The following is a 25,686-nucleotide window of genomic DNA, read 5'->3' on the forward strand; positions in this document are numbered from 1 at the left end:
ATAGTTACATATCGTTCTAACGATCGGTAATGCACCACTAATAGAGTAGAAGATTACCGATCGCTAAAACAGGATGAAGAATTCACGATATAAATGCGTTTTCATTTCTTCATTTTTTGAAACACCTCCATATAATAACAGGAAATTGCCTATTTTAGAAAGTGAATTCAAATAAAATGTCTATTTTAATAAGAGGTAAAATTCAGTTATTTCCCATTGGTATATTCTATTTCCTAAGAAATAAAGAAGCAGCTTTGACAAAAGCTGCTTTAAGAGTTAGTGATTCTTTTATTAATAAGTTGAATACATAGTAGAAATACGAGTGACATACCGATAGTAATAACTACAAGTGTCCAGGCGAGTTGCATATTACTTGCATCAATAGCCATGTAAATTGCAGTTGGGATTGTCTGTGTTTTACCAGGAATGTTCCCGGCAAACATAAGTGTAGCACCAAACTCTCCGAGTGCGCGGACAAAGCTCAAAATCATCCCGCTTAGTAATGCGGGAAATGCGAGTGGAAGTGTAACGTGTAGAAAAACTTGATATTCACTTGCGCCAAGGTCACGAGCACTTTCTTCAATTTGTACATTTGCGATAGAAAACCCTGTTTTCGCTGATTGGTACATAAGCGGAAATGCAACAACTGTAGAAGCGATGATCGCAGCAGTAGATGTGAACATAATAGACTGCTGAAATAATGATTCAATCCACTTTCCGATCGGGCTGTTGTTTCCAAAGATGATAATGAGAAAGAAGCCGATAACAGTTGGTGGAAGTACCATTGGTAATAAAAATATGGTTTCTAATAGTACTTTATATCGCCATGAGGAGCGAGCTAGTGCTCGCCCGACAATTGTCCCTAAAATTGTAACGAGAATAGTGGCACACGCAGCTACTCTTAAAGATAGAAAGACAGGCGATAAAATAGCATCAATGCTCATAGTAATTACGACAGGACTGTAAATCCATATTTCTTAAAGATAGATTGTGCATCTTTTGACTGCAAATACTCATAAAATGAGGTCGCCTCTTTCTTATGTTTAGATTCCTTTATAACACCTAAAGGATAGTGGATTGGCTCATGAGAAGTAGCTGCTGCTGTCTCACCAATCTTTACTTTATCCGAAATGACAGCATCTGTTTTGTATACGATACCAGCATCGACATTCCCTGTTTCTACATATGTTAACACTTGGCGAACATCTTTTGTAAATACGACTTTATTTTGAACATCATTCCAAAGGTTTTCGTGTGTTAGAGAAGCCTTTGCATATTTGCCAGCAGGTACAGATTCAGGTGTACCAAGTGCAATTTTTTTGATTTTCTCATCTTTTAAATCTTGAAATTTTGTAAGAGAACTATCTTTAGGGATGACTAGAACTAGTTCATTTCCAAGAAGATTTTTCCCTTCTTTTTCATTAATGAATCCTTTTTTTACAAGGGTTTGGAATTTATCTTCTGCTGCTGAGAAGAATAAATCAGCAGGTGCACCTTGTTCAATTTGTTGTTGAAGTGCTCCAGAAGCACCGAAGTTAAAAGAAAGTTTGATATTTGGCTCTTTTTCTTTATATTGTTTTTCGATTTCTTTTAATGCATCTTGTAAGCTTGCAGCAGCTGAGATAGTCAGTTCAACTGTTTTATCCTCTTTAGCAGCTGAATTTGTATGCTTTTCCCCACTTGTACAAGCAGCGCTAAATATAAGAAGGAAAGAAAGTATAAGTGCCCCGATGGAACGTAATATAAATTTATTCATAAAAAAATACCCTTTCATTTTGATACATCTAATTATAACTAAATATAACTAAATATAACTAGTTATAATTGAATATAATTTGAACATATATCTATTTTTAAAAAATAGGAGAAATATTCTTTTCTTTGTTACAATGAAAGGAGAAAGTGAGGAATCGTCTATGGATCATCATTCCTACACAACGGAAGAAGTAGCAAAGCGATTAAAAGTATCGAAATTAACTGTATACGACTTAATTAAAAAAGGAGAACTTCCTTCTTATAGAGTTGGTAGACAGATGCGCATTGATGCAGCAGATTTAGATCAATATATAAAGCAAATGAAAACAGGAAAGGTACAAGTTAATCCTGTAAAAAACGATGGTAGTAGTAACTTGAACACGTGTATTATTAGTGGTCAAGAACTAACGTTAGATATGTTAGCTAAACGTATAGAAAATCGTTTGCCAAGTTCTAATGTTTTAAGAGCGTATCAAGGTAGCTTAACAAGTTTGGTGAAAATGTATCAAGGAGAAGGAAGTATCGTTAGTTTGCATTTGTTTGATGGTGAAACGGGTACATATAATATTCCTTACGTAAAACGCATTTTAGTAGGACAGCCATGTATTATGATTAATTTATTGTCCAGAAATGTGGGATTTTATGTCCGAAAAGGAAATCCGAAGAGAATAAAGACATGGGCTGACATATCCGGGTCCACTATAAAGTTTGTGAATCGAGAAAAGGGTTCTGGTATTAGAGTGTTAGTGGATGAACAATTACGAATCCAAAAATTAAATAAAGCTGATATTAGTGGATATGAATGGGAAGAATCGAATCATCTTGGTGTTGCCACGCAAGTTGCAAATGGAAAAGGTGATGTAGGAGTAGGTTCAGAAAAGTTTTCGCAAATTGTAAATGTGGACTTTATTCCGATCATGAAAGAACAGTATGATTTAGTAATTTTGAAGAATAAAGAAAATGAAGAGCTGATTGAAGTTGTGAAAGACATTCTGCAATCGGAAGAATTTCATAATGAATTAAATGCGATTGGCGGATATGATATTACGAAAACGGGTCAAATTATATATGAAATAAAGTGAAACTTTAATCAGTGGGGGGGTCTTCATCCCCCACTGATTATTAGCCCTCACCAATCGGACTTTAATGGGCAGCCTGACCCCCACCTAACTTCTTTGCTTTCGCTGAATTTTGAGGTGGGGGTCTTACTGCCCATTAAAGCGGGACAAACTAAAAAGCTGCTTGTCTATAAGACGAGCAGCTTTTTCTATATATAAAGGGGTTTGGGGAAACAAAGTGTTAAACAAGACCTTGAGCAAGTGTATAAATGAAAGCCGTAAGAAGAGTAGCTCCACTTGCAAGTCCGATAAAGTCTGATTTGTTGAAAGTAATGTTGTTCATTATAATCTCTCCTTATTTGTTTAATGTAGTTGCAACAGCTTTTGCATCGACAAGTGCGGATAGCACCATGCCCATTGTATTTAAAAATTTATTTGATTTCATATTGTTCATCATGCGTATCCGCTCCTTTTCGAATTGTTGTTGCCCTGCTTATGTCTTAATTATAGGGAATATGGCTACTTGCAACTATCGAATTAGCTTACGAAATACTTACACTTTTGTAAGAAAAAAAGACATTCATGTAAGAATGTCTTTCACAGCATATTGATATGATGATGGTCTTCAATTGTTTTTAAAAAACTACGCATTGAATTTGTCATATAGCTATCTTTACGGCGTATGAAAACCGTTGAAATACTGCCGTATTTTTCAGGGATTGCATGACAATGTACCTTACCTGCTTTAGAAAGATGATGGACAGCAGACTGTGGTACGAGTGTAATTCCGAGACCGAGTGCAACACTGTTTAATATTGTCTCTAATATATTGAATTCCATAATTCTTTTTGGTAGCAAACCTTCATCTTTAAGCCAACGTTCTAGTTTGGAGCGGTATCCACATCCTTGGTTAAAAACGAGTAGAGGCGTTGTTGTAAATTCTTCTATATGAAAGGCTTTATTTTGTGTTATAAGCATTAATTTCTCTGTACTAACATCGTATTGTTCGATTAGTGGATGTTTAATAGGACCTGATATAAAGGCGCCATCTAATTGATGATCAAGTACTTCTCTAATTAATTCTTCTGTTAGACCCGCTTGTAATGATAAATCGACATTCGGATAGCTTTTATAGTAAGAAGATAAAATGGTAGGCAGTGTACTTACTGTTTCGACTGTACCGATTTTTAATATACCAGAAGGTGTTTCGCTATCTAAAAATACTTGTTTTAGTTCGTCGACATCTTGCAAAATTTTACTAACATAAACGAGCATTTTTCTTCCTTCAGCTGTTAAAGTCATTCCTCGTTTATGGCGGTAAAAGAGTGGGGTTTTTAATTCGTTTTCTAGTTGTTTAATACGTGCAGTTACATTTGATTGTACATAATTTAATTCCTTTGCTGCGCTACTTACACTCCCCTGATCGGCAACGCTTTTAAAGATTTGTAAGTCTCGTAATTCCATTTTGTAATCCCCCTTGATGTTAACTATCATTATAAATGATAGTTAACATCATTTTGAATCATTTTACGTGATATATTTTTTCTTTTACAATTCTCTTTGTGCAAATAGAAAGAAACGGGGGATTGCGGTGAGGAGAGGTCAAATGATAATAGGGGCTTTAGCGTGTTTAATTGCGAGTATGTCATGGGGAGTGATGTTTCCAGTTGCTGATCATGCGCTAGAATACATAGATCCATTTTATTTTTCGCTTATTCGCTATGGAGCGGTGGTGATAATGCTGATTGTATTGTTGTTAATGAAAGAAGGAAAACAGGCATTTCGTTTAGAGGGAAGAGGAAAGTTACTCGTCTTTTTTGGAACGATGGCATTTACAGTATATAATGTCCTCATATTTTTAGGGCAAATGTTGATGGGTAAGTCGGGTGTAATGGTAGCTTCCATTATGGAAGCACTTATGCCGATGATTTCTATTTGTATTTTATGGGGATATAAGCATATAAAACCGAAGAAGTATATGATAACGAGTATGGTTATTGCTTTTGTAGGAGCTGTGTTTGTTATTACAAAAGGTGACATGAGTTTCTTTGTAACATTGAAAGATAATATGTTCCCATTAGCATTTATATTTATTGGTGTTGTAGGCTGGGTTATTTATACGATGGGTGGTCAAACTTGTAGTGATTGGTCAACATTACGTTATTCTACGTTGACGTGTGTATTCGGTACGACTGTTACAGCGATTATAACGGTAATTATTACGTCGCTTGGATATATTTCAGTTCCGAGTATGGGAACGATTTCTATTGTGAAATATGATTTGTTATTTATGATGACATTGCCAGGTATTGTAGCGCTACTTGCTTGGAACTATGGTGTGAAAATTTTATCATCCATTAATGGGATTTTATTTATTAATTTTGTACCAATTACGACTTTAGCTATTATGATGATGCAAGGGTATCAAATCACAATGTTTGATATTATAGGGACTGTACTTGTTATTGCAGCGCTTATTCGCAATAACGTTTGTCAGAGAAAAGAAGAAAATATAAATAAGAGAGTTTTACAAGAAGAACAATTACGTCAAGCTGTTTAATAGGCAAATGGAGGATTTTACATGTTAGAAAGTTTATTGTTTTTCTTCGCCGTGGGAGTTGCCTGTGAGCTTGCAGCAATTAATCGAAATGGTCGTAAAAAGATAAAACAACAAGCTGAGCTGATACAGCTTTTAAAAGAATTGAAAGAAAGAAAAAATTAAAAAGACGACCGGGCATAGACGGTCGTCTTTTTCTATATAAAGGGGAAAGGGGACACAAAGTTATACAAGCGTAGCAGCGTAAATAAAAGCAGTAAGAAGAAGAGAGCCGCTAGCTAATCCTAAAAAGTCTAATTTGTTAAAAGTGATGTTATTCATAATGAGTTCTCCTTACTTGTTTAATGTATAAGCAACAGCTTTTGCGTCGAAAAGAGCTGATAATACCATGCCCATTGTATTTAAGAAATTGTTCGTTTTCATATTGTTCATCATATCAATCGACTCCTTTTCGAATAGTTGTTGCCCTGTTTCTGACTTAATTGTATGAAATATAGTGAGAAGTAACTATCGAATTAGCTTACAAGAAAATTACACTTTTGTAAGAATTGAAATTTAACAATTCATACTTATTTTTATTACCAACTCCTAAAACTTAGTGTTATAATTGTTGTAAGAATATGATTATACTTCGGATGTTTAGAAAGGAACGAAATAAATGTATAAACCAATTACATTTTTGTTGAAATATATATTTAAAACAGCTGGGAAAGTAGAAGTGCAAGGAAGAGAAAAGCTACCAGAAGGTGGTCCGTATGTTGTTGCGTGTACACATACAAGTTTTATGGATGTATTAATGTTAGCTACAGGGATGTACCCAACAGAGATTCATTACATGGCAAAAAAAGAATTATTTGAAGGGAAATTCAAAAATTGGTTCTTTAAAAATGTAAATGCATTCCCTGTAGATCGCGCGAATCCGGGACCGAGTACACTTAAAATTCCATCACGTTTATTAAAAGAAGGAAAGGTAGTAGGGATTTTTCCGAGTGGAACGAGATCAGCGGAAGATGTTTCATTAAAAGCGGGTGCTGTGACAATTGCGATGCGTTCTAATGTACCTTTAGTGCCGGCAGCTTATGTTGGTCCATCAAGTGTAAAAGAATTAATAAAGGGGAAAAAGGCACAATTGATTTTTGGAGATCCGATTCAAATTGAGGCTGGAGAACAAATAGATCGAAAAACCGCTATGAAAATGATGACAGATCAATTAAATGAGAAGTTTGAGGAGTTAAAAGAAGCTTTGCAATCAAATCAAAAATAAGAAAAGACGACCGGGCATAGACGGTCGTCTTTTCTATTACTATTTATAATAAAGGGGAAAGGGGACACAAAGTTATACAAGCGTAGCGGCGTAAATAAAAGCAGTAAGAAGAAGCGAGCCACTAGCTAGTCCTAAAAAATCTAATTTGTTAAAAGTGATGTTATTTATAATATATTCTCCTTACTTGTTTAATGTAGAAGCAACAGCTTTTGCGTCGATAAGAGTGGAAAATACCATGCCCATTGTATGTAAGAAATTGTTCGTTTTCATTTTGTTCATCATATTAATCCGCTCCTTTTCGAATGGTTGTTACCTTGTTTCTGACTTAATTGTATGAAATGTTGCGGAAAGTCACTATCGAATTAGCTTACAGAAAAATTACACTTTTGTAAGAGAAACGAATGAAGGTGTAATGATAAGAAGATTTGACATATGTTCATGAGATTCATTAAGTTAAAGATAGAGGTGAGTGTATGGCTAATATTAAAGATATAGCAAAGATAGCGGGAGTTTCAGTTACGACTGTTTCGAGAGTGTTGAATGATCACCCATATGTAAGTGAAGAAAAAAGGAAAGCGGTTATAGAGATAGTTGAGAAATTGAATTACTCGCAAAACGCAAATGCTGTTCATTTATCAAAAGGAAAGACGAATATTGTTGGTGTGATTTTACCGTATATTAATCATCCGTGTTTTGATGCGATGGTGAGCGGAATGATGGAGATTGCGTTAACTCATAATTACAGAGTGTTACTTTGCCAAACGAATTATAATAAAAAAGAAGAAATAAAAAGTTTACATATGTTAAAAACAAAACAATTGGATGGTCTTATTATTTGTTCACGTGCAAATGATTGGGAAACGATAGAACCGTATGCTTCTTACGGCACAATAATTGCTTGTGAAGATAATGATATTTCAAACATCTCAAGTGTATATACGAATCATTCAGCGGCCTTTCAATTAGGAATGGATTATTTGATTGAGAAAGGTTATAAAAAAATTGGTTATTGTACGGGAAGAAAATTAGGGCCGAGTAGTCAAAAGCGTTTTGATGTTTATAAACAGCGATTGCAATCTATAGACGAAGAGGTTAATGAAGAATGGATTTTTACAGAATGTTTTACACTAGAAGATGGTGTAAAAGTGGCTCATAAGTTAAAAGAGATACAGGATCTTCCTGAAGCATTAATAGTAGCAGGTGATGAAGTTGCGATTGGGGTTATGACAGAGGTTGAAAAACTAGGGATTCAAGTTCCTGAGGATTTAGCGATTATTGGCTTTGATAATCAACCTATCTCGCAAGTGTTACAATTGACAACTATTGATCAAAATTTAAAGGAGATAGGGAAAACTGCTTTTGAAATGTTGCATAGAAAAGTGAATGACGAGAGTTCTAAACAAGAAAAGCTGGAAATTCCATACGAACTTGTGGAACGCTCTACAGTTTAATCTTAATCCGTTATGTGTATAATCGCATAACGGATTATTTTTTTGAAATATCTTTGACAGGAAACGCGTTTCATACTTTATAAAGGAGTTAAACCGGTTTGTAATAATCCATGGATTCTTTTCAAGTGTTAATGCAATGAATAGAATTTGGAGGAATATGCATGAATGAACTTTTATCGAGTATGAAAAAGTATGTAGATGATGATGAAAAGATTCTGGCTTTTGTGGTAGGGATCTTTGAGAAGGATAATTTCATGTTATGTTATCAACATGGAATTTTTGTTGCCACTACTAGACGTCTCCTTTTTTACGTGAAATTTCCGTACTATCCTTCAACATTTAAAGAGTACTCATATTTGCATATAGATAGCATAGATTTTCATTCGTACTTTGAGTTTACTTATAATCATGAAACCATTCGCGCTAAGCATATTCAGAAAGGGAATGTGGAGCAATTTATCCATGCAGTTAGAGCAAATATGAATAATTAATCAACCCTCTGTTTAAACATAATATTTCAATTTTTAAGAGGGAAAATGCGGAATAAAAACCACTTCTAAACCTCTAGGAGATAGTGATACAATGTCAAATGGGGGGAGGGTATGAACTATGGTTAATCAACGTATAAAGGAAATAACACTAATTACAATTGGTTCATTATTATTCGCAATTGGTATTAATTACTTTGCAATTCCAAACCGTTTATCGGAAGGTGGAATTATTGGTTTAACGGTTGTTACGTACTACTTATTTGATTGGTCACCAGGGATTGTGAATTTTGCTATAAATGCAATTTTACTAGCTATTGGTTATAAATTTTTTGATAAGAAAACAATGATTTATACAATTTTAGGGATTGTAGAAACATCTTTGTTTTTATACGTTACAGAACATATTGAGTATCATGTAAATAGTGATACATTATTAGCAGCTTTATTTGCTGGTTTATTTGTGGGTATTGGATTAGGCTGTATGTTCAAAGCTGGAGGTACATCGGGAGGATCGGCAATCTTAGCTCAGTTAGCAAATCAATATTTAGGTTGGAGTGTAGGTAAAGGCGTACTAATTATTGATATTGTTGTAATTGCTGGTTCAGTATTTATAATAGGGCAAGAAAAGGCAATGTATACACTTGTAGCTGTGTTCATTGGAGCGAAGGTGATTGATTTCATTGTAGAAGGAATGGACACAAAAACGGCTGTTACGATTATTTCGAATCAACCAGACTTAATTCGTGAAACTATTACGAAAAATATGACACGCGGTGTTACTGTATTAGAAGGGCGCGGCGGATATACTGGTAAAAATAAAGAAGTTTTATATGTTGTTATTAATAAACAAGAGCTTGTTAAGTTAAAACAAGTTATTAGCCGGGTAGATGAAGATGCTTTCGTTGTTATACATGATGTACGTGATGTACTTGGCGGTGGCTTTAAAGCAAGCTAAAAGGTGAACGAGTAAATTCGTTCACCTTTTTTAATTCTTACAAAAATGTAAGTGTAATGTAATGAGATTCAATAGTAGATTTTATTCCCCCTTTTTAAAATGGATGTATATATATCCTGCAGAGGAGGAATGTTTATTATGAGGAAAAAAATGATCACTACTATAATAGCGATGATAGTGATAGTAGTAATGTTACTGCCTACGAAACTTGGACCGGTTATCGATAAATATAATCCATTTTATAAGACGAAAGAATACTATACGGTTGTGAATACAATTGGTCAGCATATTGGTGATGAGTGGTATGAATATGAATTTATTGCATTCGATGAACGTGGTAGAGAGCAGAAAATAAAGAAAACGGTTAAGCATATGTTAAAGAGAGATGAAGCATTAAAGGTTTTTGCAAAAGGACGTTACGGTGAATCGATTGAAGAGATTGAGGTTGCAAATATTCCTATAAATGCGAAGAGCAAACTTTTAACGATGAGATAGTGAAATATACCCCCGGCTATTTTTTGTCGAAAATAAAAATACTGGGTAAGGGTATTTTTGAGGTTAATAAAAAAGCCTTAGTCTATATGGACTAAGGCTTTTTTTATTATATAAAAGGGAAGGGGGTACATTGTAGTAGCATAGGTGAAAGGTATAAGAAGAGTAGCTACTAGCAATGTAATTTGGTTATGTGATTGTTCTTCTTATTTGGCTTACTTTCTAACTTTATTGTACGAAATATAAGTAAGGAGAACTATCGAATTACATTACACATAACTTACAAACATGTAAGCCTTCTGTAATGTAATTCGATAGTTAAAAGATAGTAATTTTCATATAGTGTAACTAGAAAGTCTCAATGTATTACTTTCTGTTTGTAATGAAGAATGAAAAACCAACTAATTTTTAATAATCCTCATCTGAATAAAGATGAGGATCCTTTTTTAAACCTTACAACATTGTAAGGTTTACGTAAGTTAATTCGATAGTAAATTTGTCATATTTTTTGCATAATAGATACAGATAGAAAAATAATTAGGGATCTAGTAAGAAGGGAGAAAAATGGGATGCGTAAAGAAGAAGTAGTGAAGTTACCAATTAAAGATTTCTGTAGCTACTTTACTGTTGCCGTAGTGTGTATTGGATTATTTGATATCATAACAAACTTAATTGTTAAATAATATAGATGATAAAACAAGAAAGGAAGTCCTTTCTTGTTTTTTTTATGGGGGCATAAAGATGAAATGGATTGATAGTCATATACATGTTGATCAATATAAGGATGAAGAGAAGAACAGATTACTGAAAGAGGTGGAAAATAGTAATGAAATAAAGGGGCTTATTGCAGTATCTATGAATTATCAATCTTGTAAGGAAACGTTATCTTTAGCGAAGAACTATCCTTTTATATATCCAGCGATAGGGTTTCATCCAGAGCAACAGATTCATAAAGAAGAGTGTGAACAGATTTATAAACTTATTGAACAGAACGCAGAGGAAATTGTTGCGATTGGTGAAGTAGGTTTGCCCTATTATTTGAGGAAAGAAGATGAAAGAATTGCTGTAAATCCATACATAGTTGTATTGAAAAAATTTATAGAACTAGCTAGTAAGTATAATTTGCCGATTATATTACATGCAGTTTATGAAGATGCTGACATTGTATGTGATTTGCTAGAGAAATATAAAGTTTCACGTGCACATTTCCATTGGTTTAAAGGAAGTGATGAAACAATGAAACGGATGATGAAGAATGGTTATTATATTTCGATTACACCGGATGTTTTACATAAGGAGAAGATTAGAAAAATCGTTTCGTATTATCCACTTGAATATATGATGGTAGAAACAGATGGACCGTGGGAATTTCAAGAGGATGTTATAACGCATCCAAGAATGATTCGAGAGGTATTAAAGGAAATTAGTGTTATAAAAAACATATCTATTGATAAGGTCGCAGAAACAATATATGAAAATACAAGTCGATTTTATTTGAAAGGATAGGAGAATTATAGTTTTAATCATGTAACGGAAAAAGTAAAAGTTGAATTTATTTAATAAAATGCCACGGTTTGATATAGGACAAAAAACCACCAAGCGTTCCGCTCGGTGGTTTTGTATTAGGATTCTAATTTTTTCGCACGTTTTAATAATAAAAGAAAGACAATGATAACGAACCCTAGTATAAGGAAGATGCCATATTGCTTTATATAATCAATTATGTCATTCGCACTGGTTGGTTTTTCAACGTGAATGCCGTCTTTATTCGTCGTAATATGAATATCTTTCATTTTTACTTCATTCTTTTCCTTTTGTAAATCAATCCATTCTATATTTGGAATACTTTCTAGGTCCTTTAACACTTCTTTTAATGGTTTCACACCTAAGTAAGGATGATAGAATGCTCCAATAACTCCATCGGATAATTTAGAAACAGATAGAGCACGTTCTTTCATTTTAGCAATAGTTTGTGGTTTATTTTCTTCAATAAATCCGACTGTTTCAGGCAATATTTTCATTCCATGTAAAAATGACGGAGTACTTGTATAATATGGTGAGTGCATGGATTTCCAAGTTGTATCATTTAACTGTAGTTGTCCTACATAAGTTGAAAAGTATCTTGATAATATTTCATATCCTTTTTGAGACATCGTGTAATGAGGTGCTTCAAAGGCAACAGGATATAGTTTAGCAGCTACAAGTTCTTGAATTCCTTTTTCGATATGATCTTTCGTATATTTTTCCTCAAACTCTTCCCCTTTTTTTACATATTGGTTATATGCCTCTATATTTGGAAAGTCATCTTTTGTCTTCGGTTTTTCATGTTTCGGTTGGCGAATTGGTTGATCTGTCTTTACGTCCCAAAATTCAAACCCTTCACCGGTTTCACTGTCATAAAATTGGTGAGTATAACCATGCAAAATAATTGCTGCCCCATCATTTTGCATAGAGCGTAAAAGATCGACTAGTTCGGGTTTATCTTTTAGATGTATTGTCTTTCCCGTATTTGGATCTTTATATACAGGGATGACCGTAATCATATAAGGAATTTTTTTCCCTTTTAGTAATTCAGCAATTTCTTTTAATTGATTTATATCTGCGGCCGGATGAACGTCCTCAAGACGTAAATAAGCTTCTACTTTATTTGTCGTTGGCTCTTTTCCGAAGTAAGAAAATAACATTTCACCGACGTAATGAGACATCCAGTCAAAGAGATTTGGCGTTGCAGCGTAATAAGATGTTTCATGCTGAACGATTAGTGGGTTAGTGTTATTTGAGCTTAAGGCGCTAGCAAGCACAGTTCCATTCGTATCAAATGATTGAATTAATCGTTCCGCTTCTAAAGTATTTTTTAGCTTCTTGTCTGGATATTCAATTTTATTAACTCGTATATCATCACTCTTCAATGTAATGAAAGAAAAACGCTTAGATAATTGTTCAACATTTTGTCCTAATACTAATACAGGGCCGGAGAAGTTTTCTAGAAATTGTTTCGTTTCATCGGAAAACACTTCTTTTGTTTCACCGATATAAACAATATGTGTATAGGAGGATACGTTATTAATTGAAGTTGCTTCTTTTAAGCTTTTTACGGTTATATCATTTGTAAAATGTCCTAATTGAGTATTAAGTATTTGGACGTTATTTGAAACTTTATCGTCTTGTGTACTATACAAAACAAGTACTTTTGGTTTTGATGATGTTTGTGCAGAGGTGTAGGTAGGGATGAGTAGTAAAATGCTGAACAAGAGTGTTAGGCATTTTTTCATTTTGTATGCTCCTATTCTATATGTAGAGTTCAGTTTACAATTATATACAATAAATGCGTTATAGTCTATGAAAGTTACATTTTTACACGTATTTACCAGCTGTTTTTTCACAAAATCGGTCTAAAGCATGATGATAATATGTATAGTTATTTGCTATGATAAAAGAGTAATAGAATGTAGGTAATTGTAAAGGGAAGGCTGAAAGGGGACAAATTTCAGCGGAGAAAGAGGTAGAGGTAGTGAAGAAATTCTTTGTAGGATTTTTAGTTGTTCTTGGAGTATATTTATATTTCCAAGGAAAGTCTGAAGGAATGGATAAGCTAGTGAATGGAACAAGCTATGTTGATTCAGAAGAAGCAAAACAGATGAAACAAATCATTATAGAGGAAGCGAAGAAAGTAAATCTTCCAGAATGGATACCTCTTGCAATTGCCGAGCATGAAAGTCGATTAAATCCAAGAAGTGTTGGAGATAATGGAACTTCATTCGGATTGTTTCAACTACACCGCAGCGGCGGGCTTGCACCAGAACATTTAACTGATGATGAGCTGAAAGATCCACGTACAAATGCGCAAATTGCAATGCCGCATTTAATGAAAGGATATAAGCGTGGGGTGCAAAAAGGTTTGACTGATTTTGCATTACTGAAATATATAGCGAATACATCTGGATGGCCAGGGAATTTAGGGCCAGAGTGGACGGATAATAACATGAAGTATAACATCGGATTAGAAGATGTGTACTATCGAAATAAAGGTGTAATTAAAGAGTAGGTTTTCTATACCTACTCTGTTTTTTTATGAATAATTTCATCCTTTTCTTTCGTGAAATACTGCGTGAGTTGTATTTTCACCTCTTCTAGTTTTGTAGAAACTTGCGGTATTTTATATCCTACATACAATGGTGAAACGACAAATCTAGGTACAACTTTACAAATAATTTTTCCATTTAAGTAATAGAAGAATAAGTTATAACTACTGCATCCTTTATGGAAATCTGTCAGTATGTAACGTACAGTTTGCTGAATGTAATTTGCCATTTCATCTATATATAAAATATTATCAATGATTATATTGAATTCAGTGAAGCCAATAATGGGACGCTCTGAAATATTAAGCTCAATGCATTCATTTTTTTGAATAATTAACCCTTGGAAATTTTCTTCTTCAATATTTTCAAGATAATCTACATATTTCATTCCGATAATTTGCATGTGTGCATGATGCAAACTTCCACCTGAAAATGGACCGTGATTTTTATATAAAATCACAGATGCGAACTCTTCGTTCTTCTGTAAGTGTAACCAATGTTGAATAGAAAATTGCATTAATTTTCTCATATGTCCTTCGGTATATGTTGCGATATGATCTTCGCAATTATCGGTTTCGATTAACACTGTTTGAAATGTATCTTGTAATGTAGGAAATTTATTTTTTAACCAAATAATAGAACCATCAGTTGCTAAAATATCCGTTAATTGTTCTTTATCGCAAAATGGACATGCAGCGCTTCTATTCCGAATACTTTCTGGTTTTTGTTTACCGATATCGTTTAAAAAATATAGTTGTTGTGTATCCATTTGTATATATGCCCCTTTAAAATATGTGTAAAAATCCCGCTTAATACATTCGGGAAAAGGAGAAGGAAATCCTCTAAAGGAATAGGGGAAAAATAAAAGACAAGATATCCTCATTACGATAGGGTACCTTGTCTTTTATTTTTTCTCTAATAGCGTGTATGGATAATATAGAACATTTTCATTATTTTTCTTTTTTCTCTTTTTTATTGTGTATAAGGTAATTGCTGTGCTTGCAATTATAATAGTGGCTTTCTTCATATTCATATACCCCTTTTTATTGTTGGTTTAATTCTTGGCTAACTGCTTTTGCATCGACTAAAGCGTGTAAAATCATTTTCACCATGTTCATCATATTTCTTCACTCCTTTTTATAGTTCATTTAGTTCGTTTACAACTGCTTGTCCGTTCACTAATACCTCAAAGATTGCTTTTACGATTTCTTTCATCATGTTTGTTTCCTCCTTTTGTTTGTCTCGCTTGTTTACATCTTTATTGTATAGGGAGGCATCTTTTCGTACTATCGCTTTCCATTACGTGAACATAACAGTTTTGTAAGATTTGATGTCACTTATTGAAATGTTTAGTCTATCTTCATTATTTTCAGAAAAATGACTATTCAAACATGAAATTGGAAAGTATAATAAAGAAGTAAGTATTAAATTCCGTACGAAAGGGGTGAATGAGATGAAACGTTCTTTAGCTGCGCGTGCCAAATTTTTAGATTTTATTTATTTTTGTCGTGCGATTTTTCATGATGTAGTTGTTAACGGGATACGTATGCCCTTTTTTAACAATTGCATAGTGACTATTGAACGATAGAAATCTCTTCACCCATTTTTAATAAACGTGTGAAAAGGGAGCTATTTGGCTTCCTTTTTCTATGCCGAAAACCATGGGGAATGTTTCTTTCTCATGGTTTTTTATATTGAAAGGAGTACGGAAAATGACTATTTGTAGTGTAAATAATGTAATGAAATCTTTTGGTGGAAACATCATATTTGAAAATATATCGCTTGAAATAAAGAATGGTGAACGTGTTGGGTTAGTTGGTCGTAACGGTAGTGGGAAGACAACAATCTTTGGACTTCTAACGGGAAGGGAGAGTTTGGATGCAGGAGCCATCCATATGAAGAAAGGTACACGTATTGGTCATGTCGCACAAATTCCGAAGTTTGATGAGGTCATGAATGTATATGATGTATTGAGTTCCGCTTTTAAAGTAGAAAAGGAATTAGAAAAAGAAATGCATGCTCTAGAAAAAAATATGGCGGAGGAGCAGGAACAATCTTCATTGCAAAAGCTAATGGAGAGGTACGGAATAATTCAAGAAAAATTTGCATTTCTCGGTGGTTATGAAATAGAGGCAAATATAATGAAGGTAGCAAATGGCTTACAAGTAACAGACTTATTTCCAAGAGTATTTACGGAATTAAGTGGAGGAGAACAGACGAAAGTTAGCCTTGCATATATGTTATTGCAGAAACCAGATTTACTTCTATTAGATGAACCAACAAATCATTTAGATTTGTTTGCAGTTGAATGGTTAGAGAAATTTTTAAAAGAATATATTGGAACAGTTATGGTTATTTCACACGATCGCTATTTCCTTGATGAAGTTGTAACGAAAATTTTTGATTTGGAAGATGGAGAGATTCACGTGTACCATACGAATTATTCTCAGTTCGTCGAGGAGAAGGAAGAAAGATTACTTCAAGAGTTTCAAGCTTATCAAGAGCAGCAAAAGAAAATAAAGAAAATGAAAGAAGCAATTAAGCGCCTACGTGAATGGGCAAATCAAGCGAATCCTCCGAATGAAGGATTGCATAAGAGAGCAAGAAGTATGGAACGTGCACTGGAACGGATGGAGAAACTAAAAAAACCTATTTTAGAACGAAAACAAATGGGACTTCAGTTTGAAGGGCAAGAGAGAAGTGGGAAAGATGTTGTTGTAATGAAAGAAGTGAGTAAGGGATTTGCTGACCACCCCTTATTTAACGAAGTGAATTTACATGTTCGTTTTCAAGAGCGTGCGGCCATCGTTGGTCGTAATGGTACAGGAAAGACAACGCTACTAAAATTATTATTAGAAGAAATAGAACCAGACGCGGGAGAAATTCGAATTGGTAGTAGTGTGAAAATCGGTTATTTATCCCAGCATGCGTACGGAAATATGAAGAGTAATGTATTAGAGGCTTTTAGAGAATATGTAGCTGTAACAGAGGGAGAAGCGAGACATATATTAGCTAAGTTTTTATTTTATGGTCCAGCGGTGTTTAAGAAAGTAACGCAACTGAGCGGTGGAGAAAGAATGAGGTTAAGACTTGCGCAACTTATGTATCAAGACATCAATTTTCTAATTTTAGATGAGCCGACAAACCATCTTGATATTGAATCAAGGGAAGTTTTAGAGGAAGCCCTTGAGCAATATAATGGGACGATTTTAGCTGTTTCACACGATCGTTATTTTTTAAATAAGTTATTTGAAAAGACGTACTGGATTGATGGATGCCAATTATTTGAGTTTGCAGGAAACTATGCATGGGCTCGTCAAAAGTGGGAGGAAAAGCTTGAGAAGCAAGTAATAAAGCAGAAACGCCAAGGGAGAAAAAGTGTTGAAACGGTTCTTGTAAAAGAGAAAGAAGCTAGGAATCTTGAAGAGATTGAAAATGAGCTAATGCATGTAGAAGAAGATATATATGCAATAGAATGTGAAATGGAACATGTAGCTGATGTTGAAAGACTTGAAAAATTATATGAGGAAAAAACGAAGAAAGAGTTGTTACGAGCGAAGTTATATAGTGATTTAGAGAATATTGTGGAGTAAAGAGTAGAAAGCCACTTCCTTTCAGTTTTGTTGGAGGAAGTTGCTTTTTTCATAATGATATTTTGCTTTAAAGATTAAATGAAGCGGTGTGTTTCACGTGAAACAGTAACTTAGATAAATCCGTGTTCCTCAATTTGCATAGTTTGTGAAACATATGAAAATGATAAGGTGAAAAAGAAATGTCATTAGTGGCTTTTCGATAGGAGTAATTACAAAAACAAAGGCTAATTATTTCCCGAGAGATAAAGTGAAACTTTAATCAGTGGGGGTTTTACTGCCCGGCAAATAGCGGGATAAATATGTATAAAAGAGACTAGTGAATGAAAACGAAAAGAGAGCAAAGTTACAGCTTTACGCGCTGAACTCTGCTCTCTTTTTGCGTGGCATCTTCTCTCGTTGAAATTATAATAGCGATCCCGAGCATGATAAAAAAAGCTAAAAAGAGGACGAACTTTGGGAAGAACGGGAATAGTAATAGCGCTCCGACTATCATAATTGTTAATAATACGTAGTGCAGGACGTATTGGAATAGGTTGTCCATATTTTCGCCCCCTTTTTGGTAATTGGTTATTAGTATTCTATGTTTCATGTTGAAGGAATAGAAGTAGATTTTTAAGTTTTTTAATACGAATTATAGCTGAGTTTTCTTAAAGTATAAATGTAGAGTGATAATTTTGTAAAAATTCTCAAAATATTTATTTAGAAAGAATTGACAAAACATAATGAACGATATAAGCTAATAACCATAAAGTCTACCGGAAAGGTCGGAATAAGATTGTTACCCCTCAAAAACATCTATTTTTTTACGATTAAAACCGACTTTTCCGATTGGCTATAAATGTTGCTGTGGGAGGCATACATAAGGTAATTCGTTCAGAGGGTATAATCATAAAAAGTTAGGGTGGGGACAATGAAGAAAAAGACAAAAAAATGGGCTGGTGTATTTTCGGTATTAATGAGTAGTTCGCTTGTGTTGTCTGCTTGTGGGGGACAGGAGGACGCGGCTTCTACAGAGCCGGTTAAACAGCAGGATTTAAAAAATGTGAAAATTGAAAAGATCGCTGCGACAGATAAAACGAAAGTGCCAGACAAAGCGAAGAATAGAAAAGATACGTTAGTAGTTGGTATTAGTAAGCCAGGCGGCGTATTTTTGCCATACTTCCAACAAAATGGTTGGGATGGAAACGTAACTTCAGTTATTTTTGCATCTCTCGTATCAACCGATAAACAAGGGAAACCAATTCCAGAATTAGCTGAGAAGTGGGACGTTTCTTCTGATCAGTTAACATATACATTCCATTTACGTAAAGATTTGAAATTTAGTGATGGATCGCCATTAACGGCGGATGATGTAGCTTTCACATTGACGCTTTTACATGATAAGGCATATGAAGGTGAAGTAGATATCTCTCAATATGCGGTTAAAGGTGGTAAAGAATATAAGGAAGGAAAAGCAACTTCAATTGAAGGTATTCAAGTTGTTGATCCACAAACAATTAAAATTACAACTGAAAAAGTGAATTCACAAGCTATATTTGTTTTAGGAGGTACAGTACTATCAAAAGCTTATTATGGAAAAGATTATAAGCAAAATACAAGCTTAGATTACTTAAAAGATTTATATGGAAAGCCATTAGCTGCGGGTCCATATAAATTTGAAAAGTATATTCCAGGTCAAGAAGTTCGTTTTGTAGCAAACGAAAATTATTATGCGGGTAAACCAAAAATTCAAAACTTCATTTATAAAATTACTTCTGGTGATACGAAGCTTCAGTTATTCCAAACAGGAGAAGTTGACCATACTGGCTTAGGTACTGGTGATGAGGTTCTTGAACAGGCTAAGGCTTTAGAATTCGCCAATATCCAAATCGAAACAGCACCGTCATTTAGTTATATTTATATGAATAATAATAAGCCTTACTTAAAGGATAAAAAGGTTCGCCAAGCACTTATTTACGGATTAGACCGCAAAAAATATGTTGATACAGCGTTAAAAGGATACGGTACAGTAGCCAATGTACCAATTCATCCAACTTCTTGGGCTTATACGGAAGAAGGAGTTAATAAATACGAATACGATAAAGAAAAAGCGAAAAAATTATTAGATGAAGCAGGGTGGAAAGTTGGTTCGGATGGAATTCGTGAAAAAGATGGTCAAAAATTAAAACTTTCTTATTTCGGTCCAAGTTCGGCTAAAGATAGTGATTTATTAATTCCGATTGCGAAAGAGAATTATAAAGAAATAGGTGTAGAGTTTAATCCTGAATTTATGGACTTTAATACGATGCTTTCTAAGGTAAACAAAGGGGATTATGATTTAGCTTCTGTTTCGACACCGATTACAAGTGATCCGAGTGAAACAGCTGGTGAATATTTGTCTACTGCAAATGAAACTAGTCTTGGTTATAAGAATGCAAAAGTAGATGAGCTAATTCAAAAAGGTATTGAAACTGTAGATATCGAAAAGCGTAAACCTATTTATAAAGAATTGTATAAAGAATTAAGTGATGATCCACCAGTAATTCTATTAAACTACCGTAGAACAATTACTGGTTATAACGGGAATATAAAAGGAATTGATCCTGAAAAGTACAACAGTATTAGTGCAAACTTACCAGTATTATCATTTGAAAAATAACGATAAGAATGTATAAGTAGAAGACATTTTTTCATTCGGTTAGTAATGTGCCGCTTTGAAAAAATGTTCTTCTATTTTAAGCATAAGATTGGAGAGAAAAAGGGTGAAAACATATATTGTTCGTAGGTTGTTACAAATGATTCCTACACTGCTTGGTACATCAATTATTATCTTCGTCCTGTTCGCACTTCTTCCTGGGGATTATATTGATTCAAACCCGAAAATTACACCGGAAAGAGCAGCTGAACTGAGGGAGTTATATGGGTTGAACAAACCAATTGTTGAGCGTTATTTTCATTGGTTAGGTAATGCATTGCAAGGGGACTTTGGCTTCTCGCTTCAATATCAAGAGCCTGTAACGTCATTATTAAATAAATTTATTTGGAATTCTTTTAGTGTAGCAATTATTGCATTGTTTTTTATTTGGCTAATTGCACTTATTATCGGTGTATTCTCGGCGACGAAGCAACATTCTTTATTCGATAAACTTGTAACAATCGGTGTTTTTGCAGCAATGTCATTTCCTTCATTCTTTATCGGTTTGTTTTTAATTAAGGTGTTTGCGGTTGACTTTAAGTTATTACCGATAGGTGGAATGATTGATGTTGGCAGTAATTCAACAGGATTTGCTTACGTGATAGAAGTTGCAAAACATATGATTTTACCAGTATTTATTTTGACACTTCTTGGGGTCGGCTCGCTAACTCGTTATTTTAGAACAAGTATGTTAGAGGTTGTAAGACAAGATTACATACGAACAGCAAGAGCGAAAGGTTTGAAGGAGAAGACGGTTATTTATAAGCATGCATTAAAAAATGCAATTTTACCGGCAATTACGTTATTAGCATTTGAATTACCTGGATTGTTTTCTGGGGCAATTATTATTGAACAAATTTTTAACTGGCCAGGGATTGGTAATATTCAATTAGAAGCATTAAATTTCCGTGACTATACAGTATTGATGGCATTTACGATGTTTCTTTCTTGTTTAACAATCGTTTCAAACTTTTTAGCAGATATCGTATATGCAGTTGTTGATCCAAGAATTCGGTTGAAGTAAGGGGGGAAAGAAATGGAGACTGTTACAGTAATTACAGAAAAAAAGAGAAGAAATGAATCATCACCATGGCGACAAGCTTTTAAAAAGATAAAGAAAAATAAGATGGCACTTGTAGGGTTTTATGCATTAATTTTTATGTTTTTATTTTGTTTTATCGGTCCGTTCTTTTCTCCATATGCATCAGGAAAAATACAAGTTGCGCTCATTAACAAACCACCTAGTTTTTCTCATTGGCTTGGTACAGATCAATTAGGAAGAGATATTTTAACAAGGCTTATGCAAGCGGGACGTATTTCATTAACCATTGGTTTAGCTTCAATGGTTTTATCGGTTATACTTGGAGCTTTATTAGGAGCGATTGCAGGTTTTTATCGTGGTATTGTGGACAATATTATTATGCGACTTGCAGATATTTTAATGTCGATGCCAGGATTACCGTTACTTATTATAATGGGTGCGATTTTATCAGAGTGGAAAGTACCGTCTGATTATCGTTTGTATGTCATTATGATTATTTTAAGTTTAGTAGGTTGGCCAGGGCTTGCACGCCTTGTAAGAGGGCAAATTTTATCACTTAGGGAGCAAGCATTTATGCAAGCTGCGGATGTGTTAGGAATAAAAGATTACCGGAAAATTATATATCACTTAATACCTAATGTTTTACCCATTTTAATTGTCGTATCTACATTAGGTGTTGCAGGTTCTATTTTGGGAGAATCCGCACTAAGTTACTTAGGTCTCGGAGTCGTTCCACCTACACCATCATGGGGGAACATGATTAGCGCAGCTAACTCATTAATCGATTTCCAAAAGCGTCCATGGTTATGGATTCCGCCTGGTTTTGCAATCTTTATAACAGTTGTATCAATTAATTTACTTGGTGATGCACTTCGTGATGCATTAGATCCAAAGATGAGACGGTAGGTGAGGAGATATGAGTAAAGCGGTAGTAGAGCTGAAAGATTTACAAACACACTTTCAGACAGAAGAAGGGACAGTAAAAGCTGTGAATCATGTTAGTTTTTCTGTTCGAGAAGGTGAAACTGTTTGTGTTGTAGGTGAATCTGGTTGCGGAAAAAGTGTAACGGCGTTATCTATTATGGGACTTATTGCTGAATCAGGCAGTGTAGTAGGTGGAGATATTTTATATGAAGGAAAAAGTCTTTTAGGAATGAAAGAGAAAGAGCTTCGTAGTTTACGAGGGAATGATATTGCGATGATTTTCCAAGAACCGATGACATCGCTAAACCCCGTCTTCACTGTAGGAGAGCAAATTGTAGAAACGTTAAGGGAGCATGAATTACTTAGTAAAAATGAAGCATATAAGAAGGCAATTGAGTTAATTCGTAAAGTTGGCATAGCCCGCGCTGATGAAATCGTCCATTCTTATCCGCATGAACTGAGCGGTGGGATGTTACAACGTATTATGATTGCTGTTGCACTTAGTTGTAATCCTAAGTTATTAATTGCGGATGAACCAACAACAGCTCTTGATGTTACCATTCAGGCTCAAATATTGGATCTACTAAGACAAGTGAAAGAAGAATTTAAAACGTCGATTTTATTAATTACACATGACTTAGGTGTCGTAGCAGAAATGGCTGATTATGTTGTCGTTATGTATGGCGGGAAAGTTATTGAAGAAGCCCCAGTACTAGAGATATTCCAAAATCCAAAACATCCTTATACGAAAGGATTATTGAAATCAAAACCAGTAATGGGAAAACGAATAGATAAACTATATTCTATTCCAGGGCAAGTTCCGAATTTAGTTGGTTTAGGTGAGTTTTGTTACTTTAGTGGGCGTTGTGAGCATTGTATGGAAATATGTGAAAAAGAAGCCCCAAATCTAAATGTAAATGATGAAAATCATAAAGTAGCTTGCTGGTTATATGAGGAGCGTGCGGAACAATGAGTGAACCATTATTAGAGGTAAAAAACCTAAAGACATATTTTCCAATCAAGGGTGGCGTATTTAGTAGAACAATTGGGCATGTAAAAGCAGTTGATGGAGTAAGTTTTACTATTAATAAAGGTGAAGTGTTTGGTCTCGTTGGCGAATCAGGGAGCGGAAAAACAACAATAGGAAAAACAATTTTACGCCTCGTTCAAAAAACGGAGGGAGAAGTGAAGTTTAAAGGGGAAGATGTTCATTCTTTATCCAAGGATGAATTAAGAAAACATCGCCCTAATATGCAGCTCGTTTTCCAAGATCCATTTAGTTCATTAAATCCGAGAATGAGAATTGGAGAAGCGCTTGGAGAGCCAATGTTGGCCCACGGATTAGCGACGAAAGAAAATGTTCGTGAAAAGGTAATTGAAGTATTGGAGTTATGTGGATTAGCTCCTTATCATATTGACCGGTATCCCCATGAGTTTTCTGGTGGACAACGTCAGCGTATCGTAATCGCAAGAGCTATGGTATTAAATCCAGAATTCATTGTAGCTGATGAACCTGTGGCGGCACTAGATGTATCTATCCAAGCACAAATTATTAATTTATTTAGTGAGTTACAGGAGAAAAAGGGATTATCTTATTTATTCATTTCGCATGATTTAAGTGTAGTAGAACATTTATGTACGAAAATCGGAATTATGTATTTAGGTACGATTGTGGAGACAGCACCGCGTGATGAGTTATTTACCAATCCGCTACATCCTTATACGAAAGCATTGTTATCAGCTGTTCCAATACCAGATCCAACAGTGAAGCGAGAGCGAATTATACTAGAAGGGGATATTCCAAGTCCAGCAAATCCACCTTCGGGCTGTCGTTTTCATACACGTTGCCCATTTGCAACGGATGTTTGTAAAAAAACAGTACCAGAATTCCGTAATGTTGGTACAGAGCATTTTGTTGCTTGTCATCACGTATAAAAGAAAAGGACCCTTTCAAATGGAAAGAGTCCTTTTCTTTTATTTACTAGATGAAGTTTGTTTCAATACAAATTGCTCAATTGCGTGAGCAACACCATGTTCATTGTTTGTTAATGTTACAACATCACATAGTTTTTTTACATCTTCTTCAGCATTTCCCATCGCAACTGATAAGCCAGCTACTTGTAACATTGGCACATCATTAAAGTTGTCCCCGATTGCAATAGTATCTTCAATTGGTATATTGAAATAAGCAGCCATTTCTTGTAGACCGTTTCCTTTATGACCAAGCTTATCCATAATTTCTACATTAGTAGGAGCTGATGCTGTAACCGAAATATCAGTGTCTTCTTGTAACATACTTAATAGCTGTGCACGATGCGTTGCATTAAATGTCAAAATGAAGAATTTAGATATTTCTAATTCTGGATTATTTACAACATCTTCAATTTTTTGGAAATCAGTAATTAAGTTTGATTTCTTTTGTTTTTCTGTAATTCTCTCAAGCTCCTCAAGTGTAACATCTAATGCATGCTTGTTCTCTTCGAAAGCTTGCATGACTTGATCTTGCCATGTATATGGAGAATAAACTCCTTTATTCGTATATAGCTTATAAGGAAAACCTTCAGATTCTAGTAATTTTGCAAGCTTGTATACTTTATCGTTTTGTAAACAACGCGAGTTAATTACTTTTCCATCCACATAAACAATTGCCCCATTGCTTGCTCCGACTGGAAGAGATAATTTATATTCTTCCAATAGTTTTAAAGCATCCTCTTTCGCACGACCAGAACAGATCATTACAATATGACCGGCTTCTTGTGCAGTTTGGATTGCTTGTAGGTTTTCTTTGGAGATTTCAAGATTAGATGATAGTAGTGTACCATCCATATCTAATGCGATTAATTTCAAAATGACCACCTCTTTGTTTTTATTATACATAGTTATATAGAGGAAACATATAAACTTATCTTGGAAAGACGGTATTTTATCTCATATTAAAAGTAAGTAAAGATTAGATAGGTTTAGTGGCACTAAATAAACAATTTGTAACAAAAATAGAGAGGAATATGGATACATTTCACTTTATGACTGTAATGTTACGCGAATGTTACAAACGTGGACTTAGTGAAAAACGCATTAAATAAAGGTTTTTGAGGGTTGTTATAAAAAAACGTAAAAAAAGTGTAATAAATTTTACGTAATTATATTGCAACGTAATAATAGTTATGTTACATTAATGTTACAAACATTACGTTATCAAATTTAATGTAACGTTAACATAAAAACTATGAAATAAACATTTCTTAGAAATTACATATAGATAACTTATAAAAAAAGGAGAATGAAAGATATGAAAGAGCAAGTATTACAAGTAACAAAAGGTGACTTCGTAGGATCAGCAAGTGGAGC

Annotated in this window: 29 protein-coding genes; 18 read left to right on the forward strand and 11 right to left on the reverse strand. The window is 34.3% G+C overall.

Going from position 1 to position 25,686, the window contains the following annotated elements; genetic code table 11:
• Positions 1-269: 269 nt before the first annotated feature.
• Both modB and modA read right to left on the reverse strand, forming a co-directional pair.
• Positions 270-944, reverse strand: coding sequence for a molybdate ABC transporter permease subunit (gene modB, locus BAQ53_RS00950; RefSeq protein WP_000020523.1), 675 nt, complete (start codon positions 942-944; stop codon positions 270-272).
• A gap of 5 nt (positions 945-949) precedes the next feature.
• Positions 950-1,756: a molybdate ABC transporter substrate-binding protein gene (modA, locus tag BAQ53_RS00955; protein WP_208906429.1), complete on the reverse strand. Its 807-nt coding sequence runs from the start codon at positions 1,754-1,756 to the stop codon at positions 950-952.
• A 160-nt stretch (positions 1,757-1,916) separates the two neighbouring features.
• Between modA and BAQ53_RS00960 the strand changes: the two genes are divergently transcribed.
• Positions 1,917-2,837 (forward strand): substrate-binding domain-containing protein, encoded by a 921-nt coding sequence (locus tag BAQ53_RS00960; protein WP_046946224.1) that lies wholly within the window; start codon positions 1,917-1,919, stop codon positions 2,835-2,837.
• Between the two features lie 217 nt (positions 2,838-3,054).
• Here BAQ53_RS00960 and BAQ53_RS00965 read toward each other — a convergent pair whose 3' ends face one another.
• Both BAQ53_RS00965 and BAQ53_RS00970 read right to left on the reverse strand, forming a co-directional pair.
• Positions 3,055-3,156, reverse strand: a complete 102-nt coding sequence (locus tag BAQ53_RS00965) for a DUF3948 family protein (protein WP_001060018.1) — start codon at positions 3,154-3,156, stop codon at positions 3,055-3,057.
• A gap of 254 nt (positions 3,157-3,410) precedes the next feature.
• Positions 3,411-4,277 (reverse strand): LysR family transcriptional regulator, encoded by an 867-nt coding sequence (locus tag BAQ53_RS00970; protein WP_000423031.1) that lies wholly within the window; start codon positions 4,275-4,277, stop codon positions 3,411-3,413.
• Between the two features lie 127 nt (positions 4,278-4,404).
• Between BAQ53_RS00970 and BAQ53_RS00975 the strand changes: the two genes are divergently transcribed.
• Together BAQ53_RS00975 and BAQ53_RS00980 are read left to right on the forward strand one after the other, a co-directional pair.
• Positions 4,405-5,373, forward strand: a complete 969-nt coding sequence (locus BAQ53_RS00975; RefSeq protein ID WP_208906430.1) for a DMT family transporter — start codon at positions 4,405-4,407, stop codon at positions 5,371-5,373.
• Between the two features lie 21 nt (positions 5,374-5,394).
• Entirely contained in the window at positions 5,395-5,535 is a 141-nt protein-coding gene (locus BAQ53_RS00980; RefSeq protein WP_000894065.1) for a YrzO family protein, read from the forward strand.
• A 60-nt stretch (positions 5,536-5,595) separates the two neighbouring features.
• Here the strand turns inward: BAQ53_RS00980 and BAQ53_RS00985 are convergent, their stop codons facing one another.
• On the reverse strand, positions 5,596-5,691 hold the full coding sequence (locus BAQ53_RS00985; protein WP_001060007.1) for a DUF3948 family protein: 96 nt from the start codon (positions 5,689-5,691) through the stop codon (positions 5,596-5,598).
• A 337-nt stretch (positions 5,692-6,028) separates the two neighbouring features.
• Between BAQ53_RS00985 and BAQ53_RS00990 the strand changes: the two genes are divergently transcribed.
• Positions 6,029-6,634, forward strand: a complete 606-nt coding sequence (locus BAQ53_RS00990) for a lysophospholipid acyltransferase family protein (RefSeq protein ID WP_000277769.1) — start codon at positions 6,029-6,031, stop codon at positions 6,632-6,634.
• Between the two features lie 72 nt (positions 6,635-6,706).
• Here BAQ53_RS00990 and BAQ53_RS00995 read toward each other — a convergent pair whose 3' ends face one another.
• Complete coding sequence (locus BAQ53_RS00995) at positions 6,707-6,802, reverse strand: DUF3948 family protein (protein WP_001060007.1); 96 nt, start codon at positions 6,800-6,802, stop codon at positions 6,707-6,709.
• Between the two features lie 305 nt (positions 6,803-7,107).
• Between BAQ53_RS00995 and BAQ53_RS01000 the strand changes: the two genes are divergently transcribed.
• From BAQ53_RS01000 to BAQ53_RS01020, 5 genes are all read left to right on the forward strand, one after another.
• Entirely contained in the window at positions 7,108-8,085 is a 978-nt protein-coding gene (locus BAQ53_RS01000; RefSeq protein WP_074593944.1) for a LacI family DNA-binding transcriptional regulator, read from the forward strand.
• Positions 8,086-8,246: 161 nt separating this feature from the next.
• Positions 8,247-8,576, forward strand: coding sequence for a PH domain-containing protein (locus tag BAQ53_RS01005; protein ID WP_208906431.1), 330 nt, complete (start codon positions 8,247-8,249; stop codon positions 8,574-8,576).
• A gap of 118 nt (positions 8,577-8,694) precedes the next feature.
• Positions 8,695-9,531: a YitT family protein gene (locus BAQ53_RS01010; RefSeq protein ID WP_000248039.1), complete on the forward strand. Its 837-nt coding sequence runs from the start codon at positions 8,695-8,697 to the stop codon at positions 9,529-9,531.
• Positions 9,532-9,669: 138 nt separating this feature from the next.
• The gene (locus BAQ53_RS01015) at positions 9,670-10,026 is read left to right on the forward strand and encodes a YxeA family protein (protein ID WP_001227798.1); all 357 of its coding nucleotides are present in this window, start codon (positions 9,670-9,672) and stop codon (positions 10,024-10,026) included.
• A 738-nt stretch (positions 10,027-10,764) separates the two neighbouring features.
• On the forward strand, positions 10,765-11,529 hold the full coding sequence (locus BAQ53_RS01020; RefSeq protein ID WP_000871068.1) for a TatD family hydrolase: 765 nt from the start codon (positions 10,765-10,767) through the stop codon (positions 11,527-11,529).
• 116 nt (positions 11,530-11,645) lie between these two features.
• Here the strand turns inward: BAQ53_RS01020 and BAQ53_RS01025 are convergent, their stop codons facing one another.
• Positions 11,646-13,295, reverse strand: coding sequence for a DUF2334 domain-containing protein (locus BAQ53_RS01025; protein WP_000710615.1), 1,650 nt, complete (start codon positions 13,293-13,295; stop codon positions 11,646-11,648).
• Positions 13,296-13,534: 239 nt separating this feature from the next.
• Between BAQ53_RS01025 and BAQ53_RS01030 the strand changes: the two genes are divergently transcribed.
• Positions 13,535-14,068, forward strand: coding sequence for a transglycosylase SLT domain-containing protein (locus BAQ53_RS01030; protein ID WP_208906432.1), 534 nt, complete (start codon positions 13,535-13,537; stop codon positions 14,066-14,068).
• A gap of 11 nt (positions 14,069-14,079) precedes the next feature.
• On the opposite strand, the gene BAQ53_RS01035 is transcribed toward BAQ53_RS01030, so the two are convergent.
• Both BAQ53_RS01035 and BAQ53_RS01040 read right to left on the reverse strand, forming a co-directional pair.
• A complete protein-coding gene (locus BAQ53_RS01035; RefSeq protein WP_196477995.1) occupies positions 14,080-14,874 on the reverse strand; it encodes a DUF4931 domain-containing protein in 795 nt (264 codons plus the stop codon).
• Between the two features lie 135 nt (positions 14,875-15,009).
• Positions 15,010-15,138, reverse strand: a complete 129-nt coding sequence (locus tag BAQ53_RS01040; protein ID WP_208906433.1) for a spore coat protein B — start codon at positions 15,136-15,138, stop codon at positions 15,010-15,012.
• Between the two features lie 420 nt (positions 15,139-15,558).
• On the opposite strand from BAQ53_RS01040, the gene BAQ53_RS26120 reads away from it, so the two are divergent.
• Both BAQ53_RS26120 and abc-f read left to right on the forward strand, forming a co-directional pair.
• Complete coding sequence (locus BAQ53_RS26120) at positions 15,559-15,693, forward strand: RAxF-45 family protein (RefSeq protein WP_000830643.1); 135 nt, start codon at positions 15,559-15,561, stop codon at positions 15,691-15,693.
• 73 nt (positions 15,694-15,766) lie between these two features.
• Entirely contained in the window at positions 15,767-17,698 is a 1,932-nt protein-coding gene (abc-f, locus tag BAQ53_RS01045; RefSeq protein ID WP_131251513.1) for a ribosomal protection-like ABC-F family protein, read from the forward strand.
• 343 nt (positions 17,699-18,041) lie between these two features.
• Here abc-f and BAQ53_RS01050 read toward each other — a convergent pair whose 3' ends face one another.
• On the reverse strand, positions 18,042-18,239 hold the full coding sequence (locus BAQ53_RS01050; RefSeq protein ID WP_000369254.1) for a hypothetical protein: 198 nt from the start codon (positions 18,237-18,239) through the stop codon (positions 18,042-18,044).
• 369 nt (positions 18,240-18,608) lie between these two features.
• Between BAQ53_RS01050 and BAQ53_RS01055 the strand changes: the two genes are divergently transcribed.
• The 5 genes from BAQ53_RS01055 to BAQ53_RS01075 all read left to right on the forward strand — a co-directional run bounded on the left by BAQ53_RS01055 (position 18,609) and on the right by BAQ53_RS01075 (position 24,273).
• Positions 18,609-20,336, forward strand: coding sequence for an ABC transporter substrate-binding protein (locus BAQ53_RS01055; protein WP_000730692.1), 1,728 nt, complete (start codon positions 18,609-18,611; stop codon positions 20,334-20,336).
• Positions 20,337-20,439: 103 nt separating this feature from the next.
• Positions 20,440-21,396: an ABC transporter permease gene (locus BAQ53_RS01060; protein WP_000860748.1), complete on the forward strand. Its 957-nt coding sequence runs from the start codon at positions 20,440-20,442 to the stop codon at positions 21,394-21,396.
• Positions 21,397-21,408: 12 nt separating this feature from the next.
• Complete coding sequence (gene opp4C, locus BAQ53_RS01065) at positions 21,409-22,320, forward strand: oligopeptide ABC transporter permease (protein WP_196477992.1); 912 nt, start codon at positions 21,409-21,411, stop codon at positions 22,318-22,320.
• Between the two features lie 10 nt (positions 22,321-22,330).
• Positions 22,331-23,311, forward strand: coding sequence for an ABC transporter ATP-binding protein (locus BAQ53_RS01070; protein ID WP_000030789.1), 981 nt, complete (start codon positions 22,331-22,333; stop codon positions 23,309-23,311).
• The gene (locus BAQ53_RS01075; protein ID WP_208906434.1) at positions 23,308-24,273 is read left to right on the forward strand and encodes an ABC transporter ATP-binding protein; all 966 of its coding nucleotides are present in this window, start codon (positions 23,308-23,310) and stop codon (positions 24,271-24,273) included. The genes BAQ53_RS01070 and BAQ53_RS01075 overlap by 4 nt, the downstream gene beginning before the upstream one ends.
• Positions 24,274-24,312: 39 nt before the next feature.
• Here BAQ53_RS01075 and BAQ53_RS01080 read toward each other — a convergent pair whose 3' ends face one another.
• Positions 24,313-25,185, reverse strand: a complete 873-nt coding sequence (locus BAQ53_RS01080; protein ID WP_000766427.1) for a Cof-type HAD-IIB family hydrolase — start codon at positions 25,183-25,185, stop codon at positions 24,313-24,315.
• Positions 25,186-25,618: 433 nt separating this feature from the next.
• Here BAQ53_RS01080 and BAQ53_RS26510 point away from each other — a divergent pair.
• Positions 25,619-25,686 (forward strand): DUF3948 family protein (locus BAQ53_RS26510; RefSeq protein ID WP_002181819.1); only part of this gene is annotated, 68 nt, incomplete at its 3' end.

Source organism: Bacillus sp. B25(2016b), assembly GCF_001679765.1.
Classification (GTDB): Bacteria; Bacillota; Bacilli; order Bacillales; family Bacillaceae_G; genus Bacillus_A; species Bacillus_A thuringiensis_K.

Excerpts from the sequence above, each read along its gene's own strand:
- BAQ53_RS00965 (WP_001060018.1), bottom strand. The coding sequence starts at position 3,156 with ATGAACAACATTACTTTCAACAAATCAGACTTTATCGGACTTGCAAGT.
- opp4C (WP_196477992.1), top strand. The coding sequence starts at position 21,409 with ATGGAGACTGTTACAGTAATTACAGAAAAAAAGAGAAGAAATGAATCA.
- BAQ53_RS00985 (WP_001060007.1), bottom strand. The coding sequence starts at position 5,691 with ATGAATAACATCACTTTTAACAAATTAGACTTTTTAGGATTAGCTAGC.
- BAQ53_RS01005 (WP_208906431.1), top strand. The coding sequence starts at position 8,247 with ATGAATGAACTTTTATCGAGTATGAAAAAGTATGTAGATGATGATGAA.
- BAQ53_RS01025 (WP_000710615.1), bottom strand. The coding sequence starts at position 13,295 with ATGAAAAAATGCCTAACACTCTTGTTCAGCATTTTACTACTCATCCCT.
- BAQ53_RS01020 (WP_000871068.1), top strand. The coding sequence starts at position 10,765 with ATGAAATGGATTGATAGTCATATACATGTTGATCAATATAAGGATGAA.
- BAQ53_RS00960 (WP_046946224.1), top strand. The coding sequence starts at position 1,917 with ATGGATCATCATTCCTACACAACGGAAGAAGTAGCAAAGCGATTAAAA.
- BAQ53_RS00970 (WP_000423031.1), bottom strand. The coding sequence starts at position 4,277 with ATGGAATTACGAGACTTACAAATCTTTAAAAGCGTTGCCGATCAGGGG.
- BAQ53_RS00990 (WP_000277769.1), top strand. The coding sequence starts at position 6,029 with ATGTATAAACCAATTACATTTTTGTTGAAATATATATTTAAAACAGCT.
- BAQ53_RS01050 (WP_000369254.1), bottom strand. The coding sequence starts at position 18,239 with ATGGACAACCTATTCCAATACGTCCTGCACTACGTATTATTAACAATT.
- BAQ53_RS01075 (WP_208906434.1), top strand. The coding sequence starts at position 23,308 with ATGAGTGAACCATTATTAGAGGTAAAAAACCTAAAGACATATTTTCCA.
- BAQ53_RS00980 (WP_000894065.1), top strand. The coding sequence starts at position 5,395 with ATGTTAGAAAGTTTATTGTTTTTCTTCGCCGTGGGAGTTGCCTGTGAG.
- BAQ53_RS01070 (WP_000030789.1), top strand. The coding sequence starts at position 22,331 with ATGAGTAAAGCGGTAGTAGAGCTGAAAGATTTACAAACACACTTTCAG.
- BAQ53_RS26120 (WP_000830643.1), top strand. The coding sequence starts at position 15,559 with ATGAAACGTTCTTTAGCTGCGCGTGCCAAATTTTTAGATTTTATTTAT.
- modA (WP_208906429.1), bottom strand. The coding sequence starts at position 1,756 with ATGAATAAATTTATATTACGTTCCATCGGGGCACTTATACTTTCTTTC.
- BAQ53_RS01010 (WP_000248039.1), top strand. The coding sequence starts at position 8,695 with ATGGTTAATCAACGTATAAAGGAAATAACACTAATTACAATTGGTTCA.
- abc-f (WP_131251513.1), top strand. The coding sequence starts at position 15,767 with ATGGGGAATGTTTCTTTCTCATGGTTTTTTATATTGAAAGGAGTACGG.
- BAQ53_RS01015 (WP_001227798.1), top strand. The coding sequence starts at position 9,670 with ATGAGGAAAAAAATGATCACTACTATAATAGCGATGATAGTGATAGTA.
- BAQ53_RS01040 (WP_208906433.1), bottom strand. The coding sequence starts at position 15,138 with ATGAATATGAAGAAAGCCACTATTATAATTGCAAGCACAGCAATTACC.
- BAQ53_RS01035 (WP_196477995.1), bottom strand. The coding sequence starts at position 14,874 with ATGGATACACAACAACTATATTTTTTAAACGATATCGGTAAACAAAAA.
- BAQ53_RS01055 (WP_000730692.1), top strand. The coding sequence starts at position 18,609 with ATGAAGAAAAAGACAAAAAAATGGGCTGGTGTATTTTCGGTATTAATG.
- BAQ53_RS01000 (WP_074593944.1), top strand. The coding sequence starts at position 7,108 with ATGGCTAATATTAAAGATATAGCAAAGATAGCGGGAGTTTCAGTTACG.
- modB (WP_000020523.1), bottom strand. The coding sequence starts at position 944 with ATGAGCATTGATGCTATTTTATCGCCTGTCTTTCTATCTTTAAGAGTA.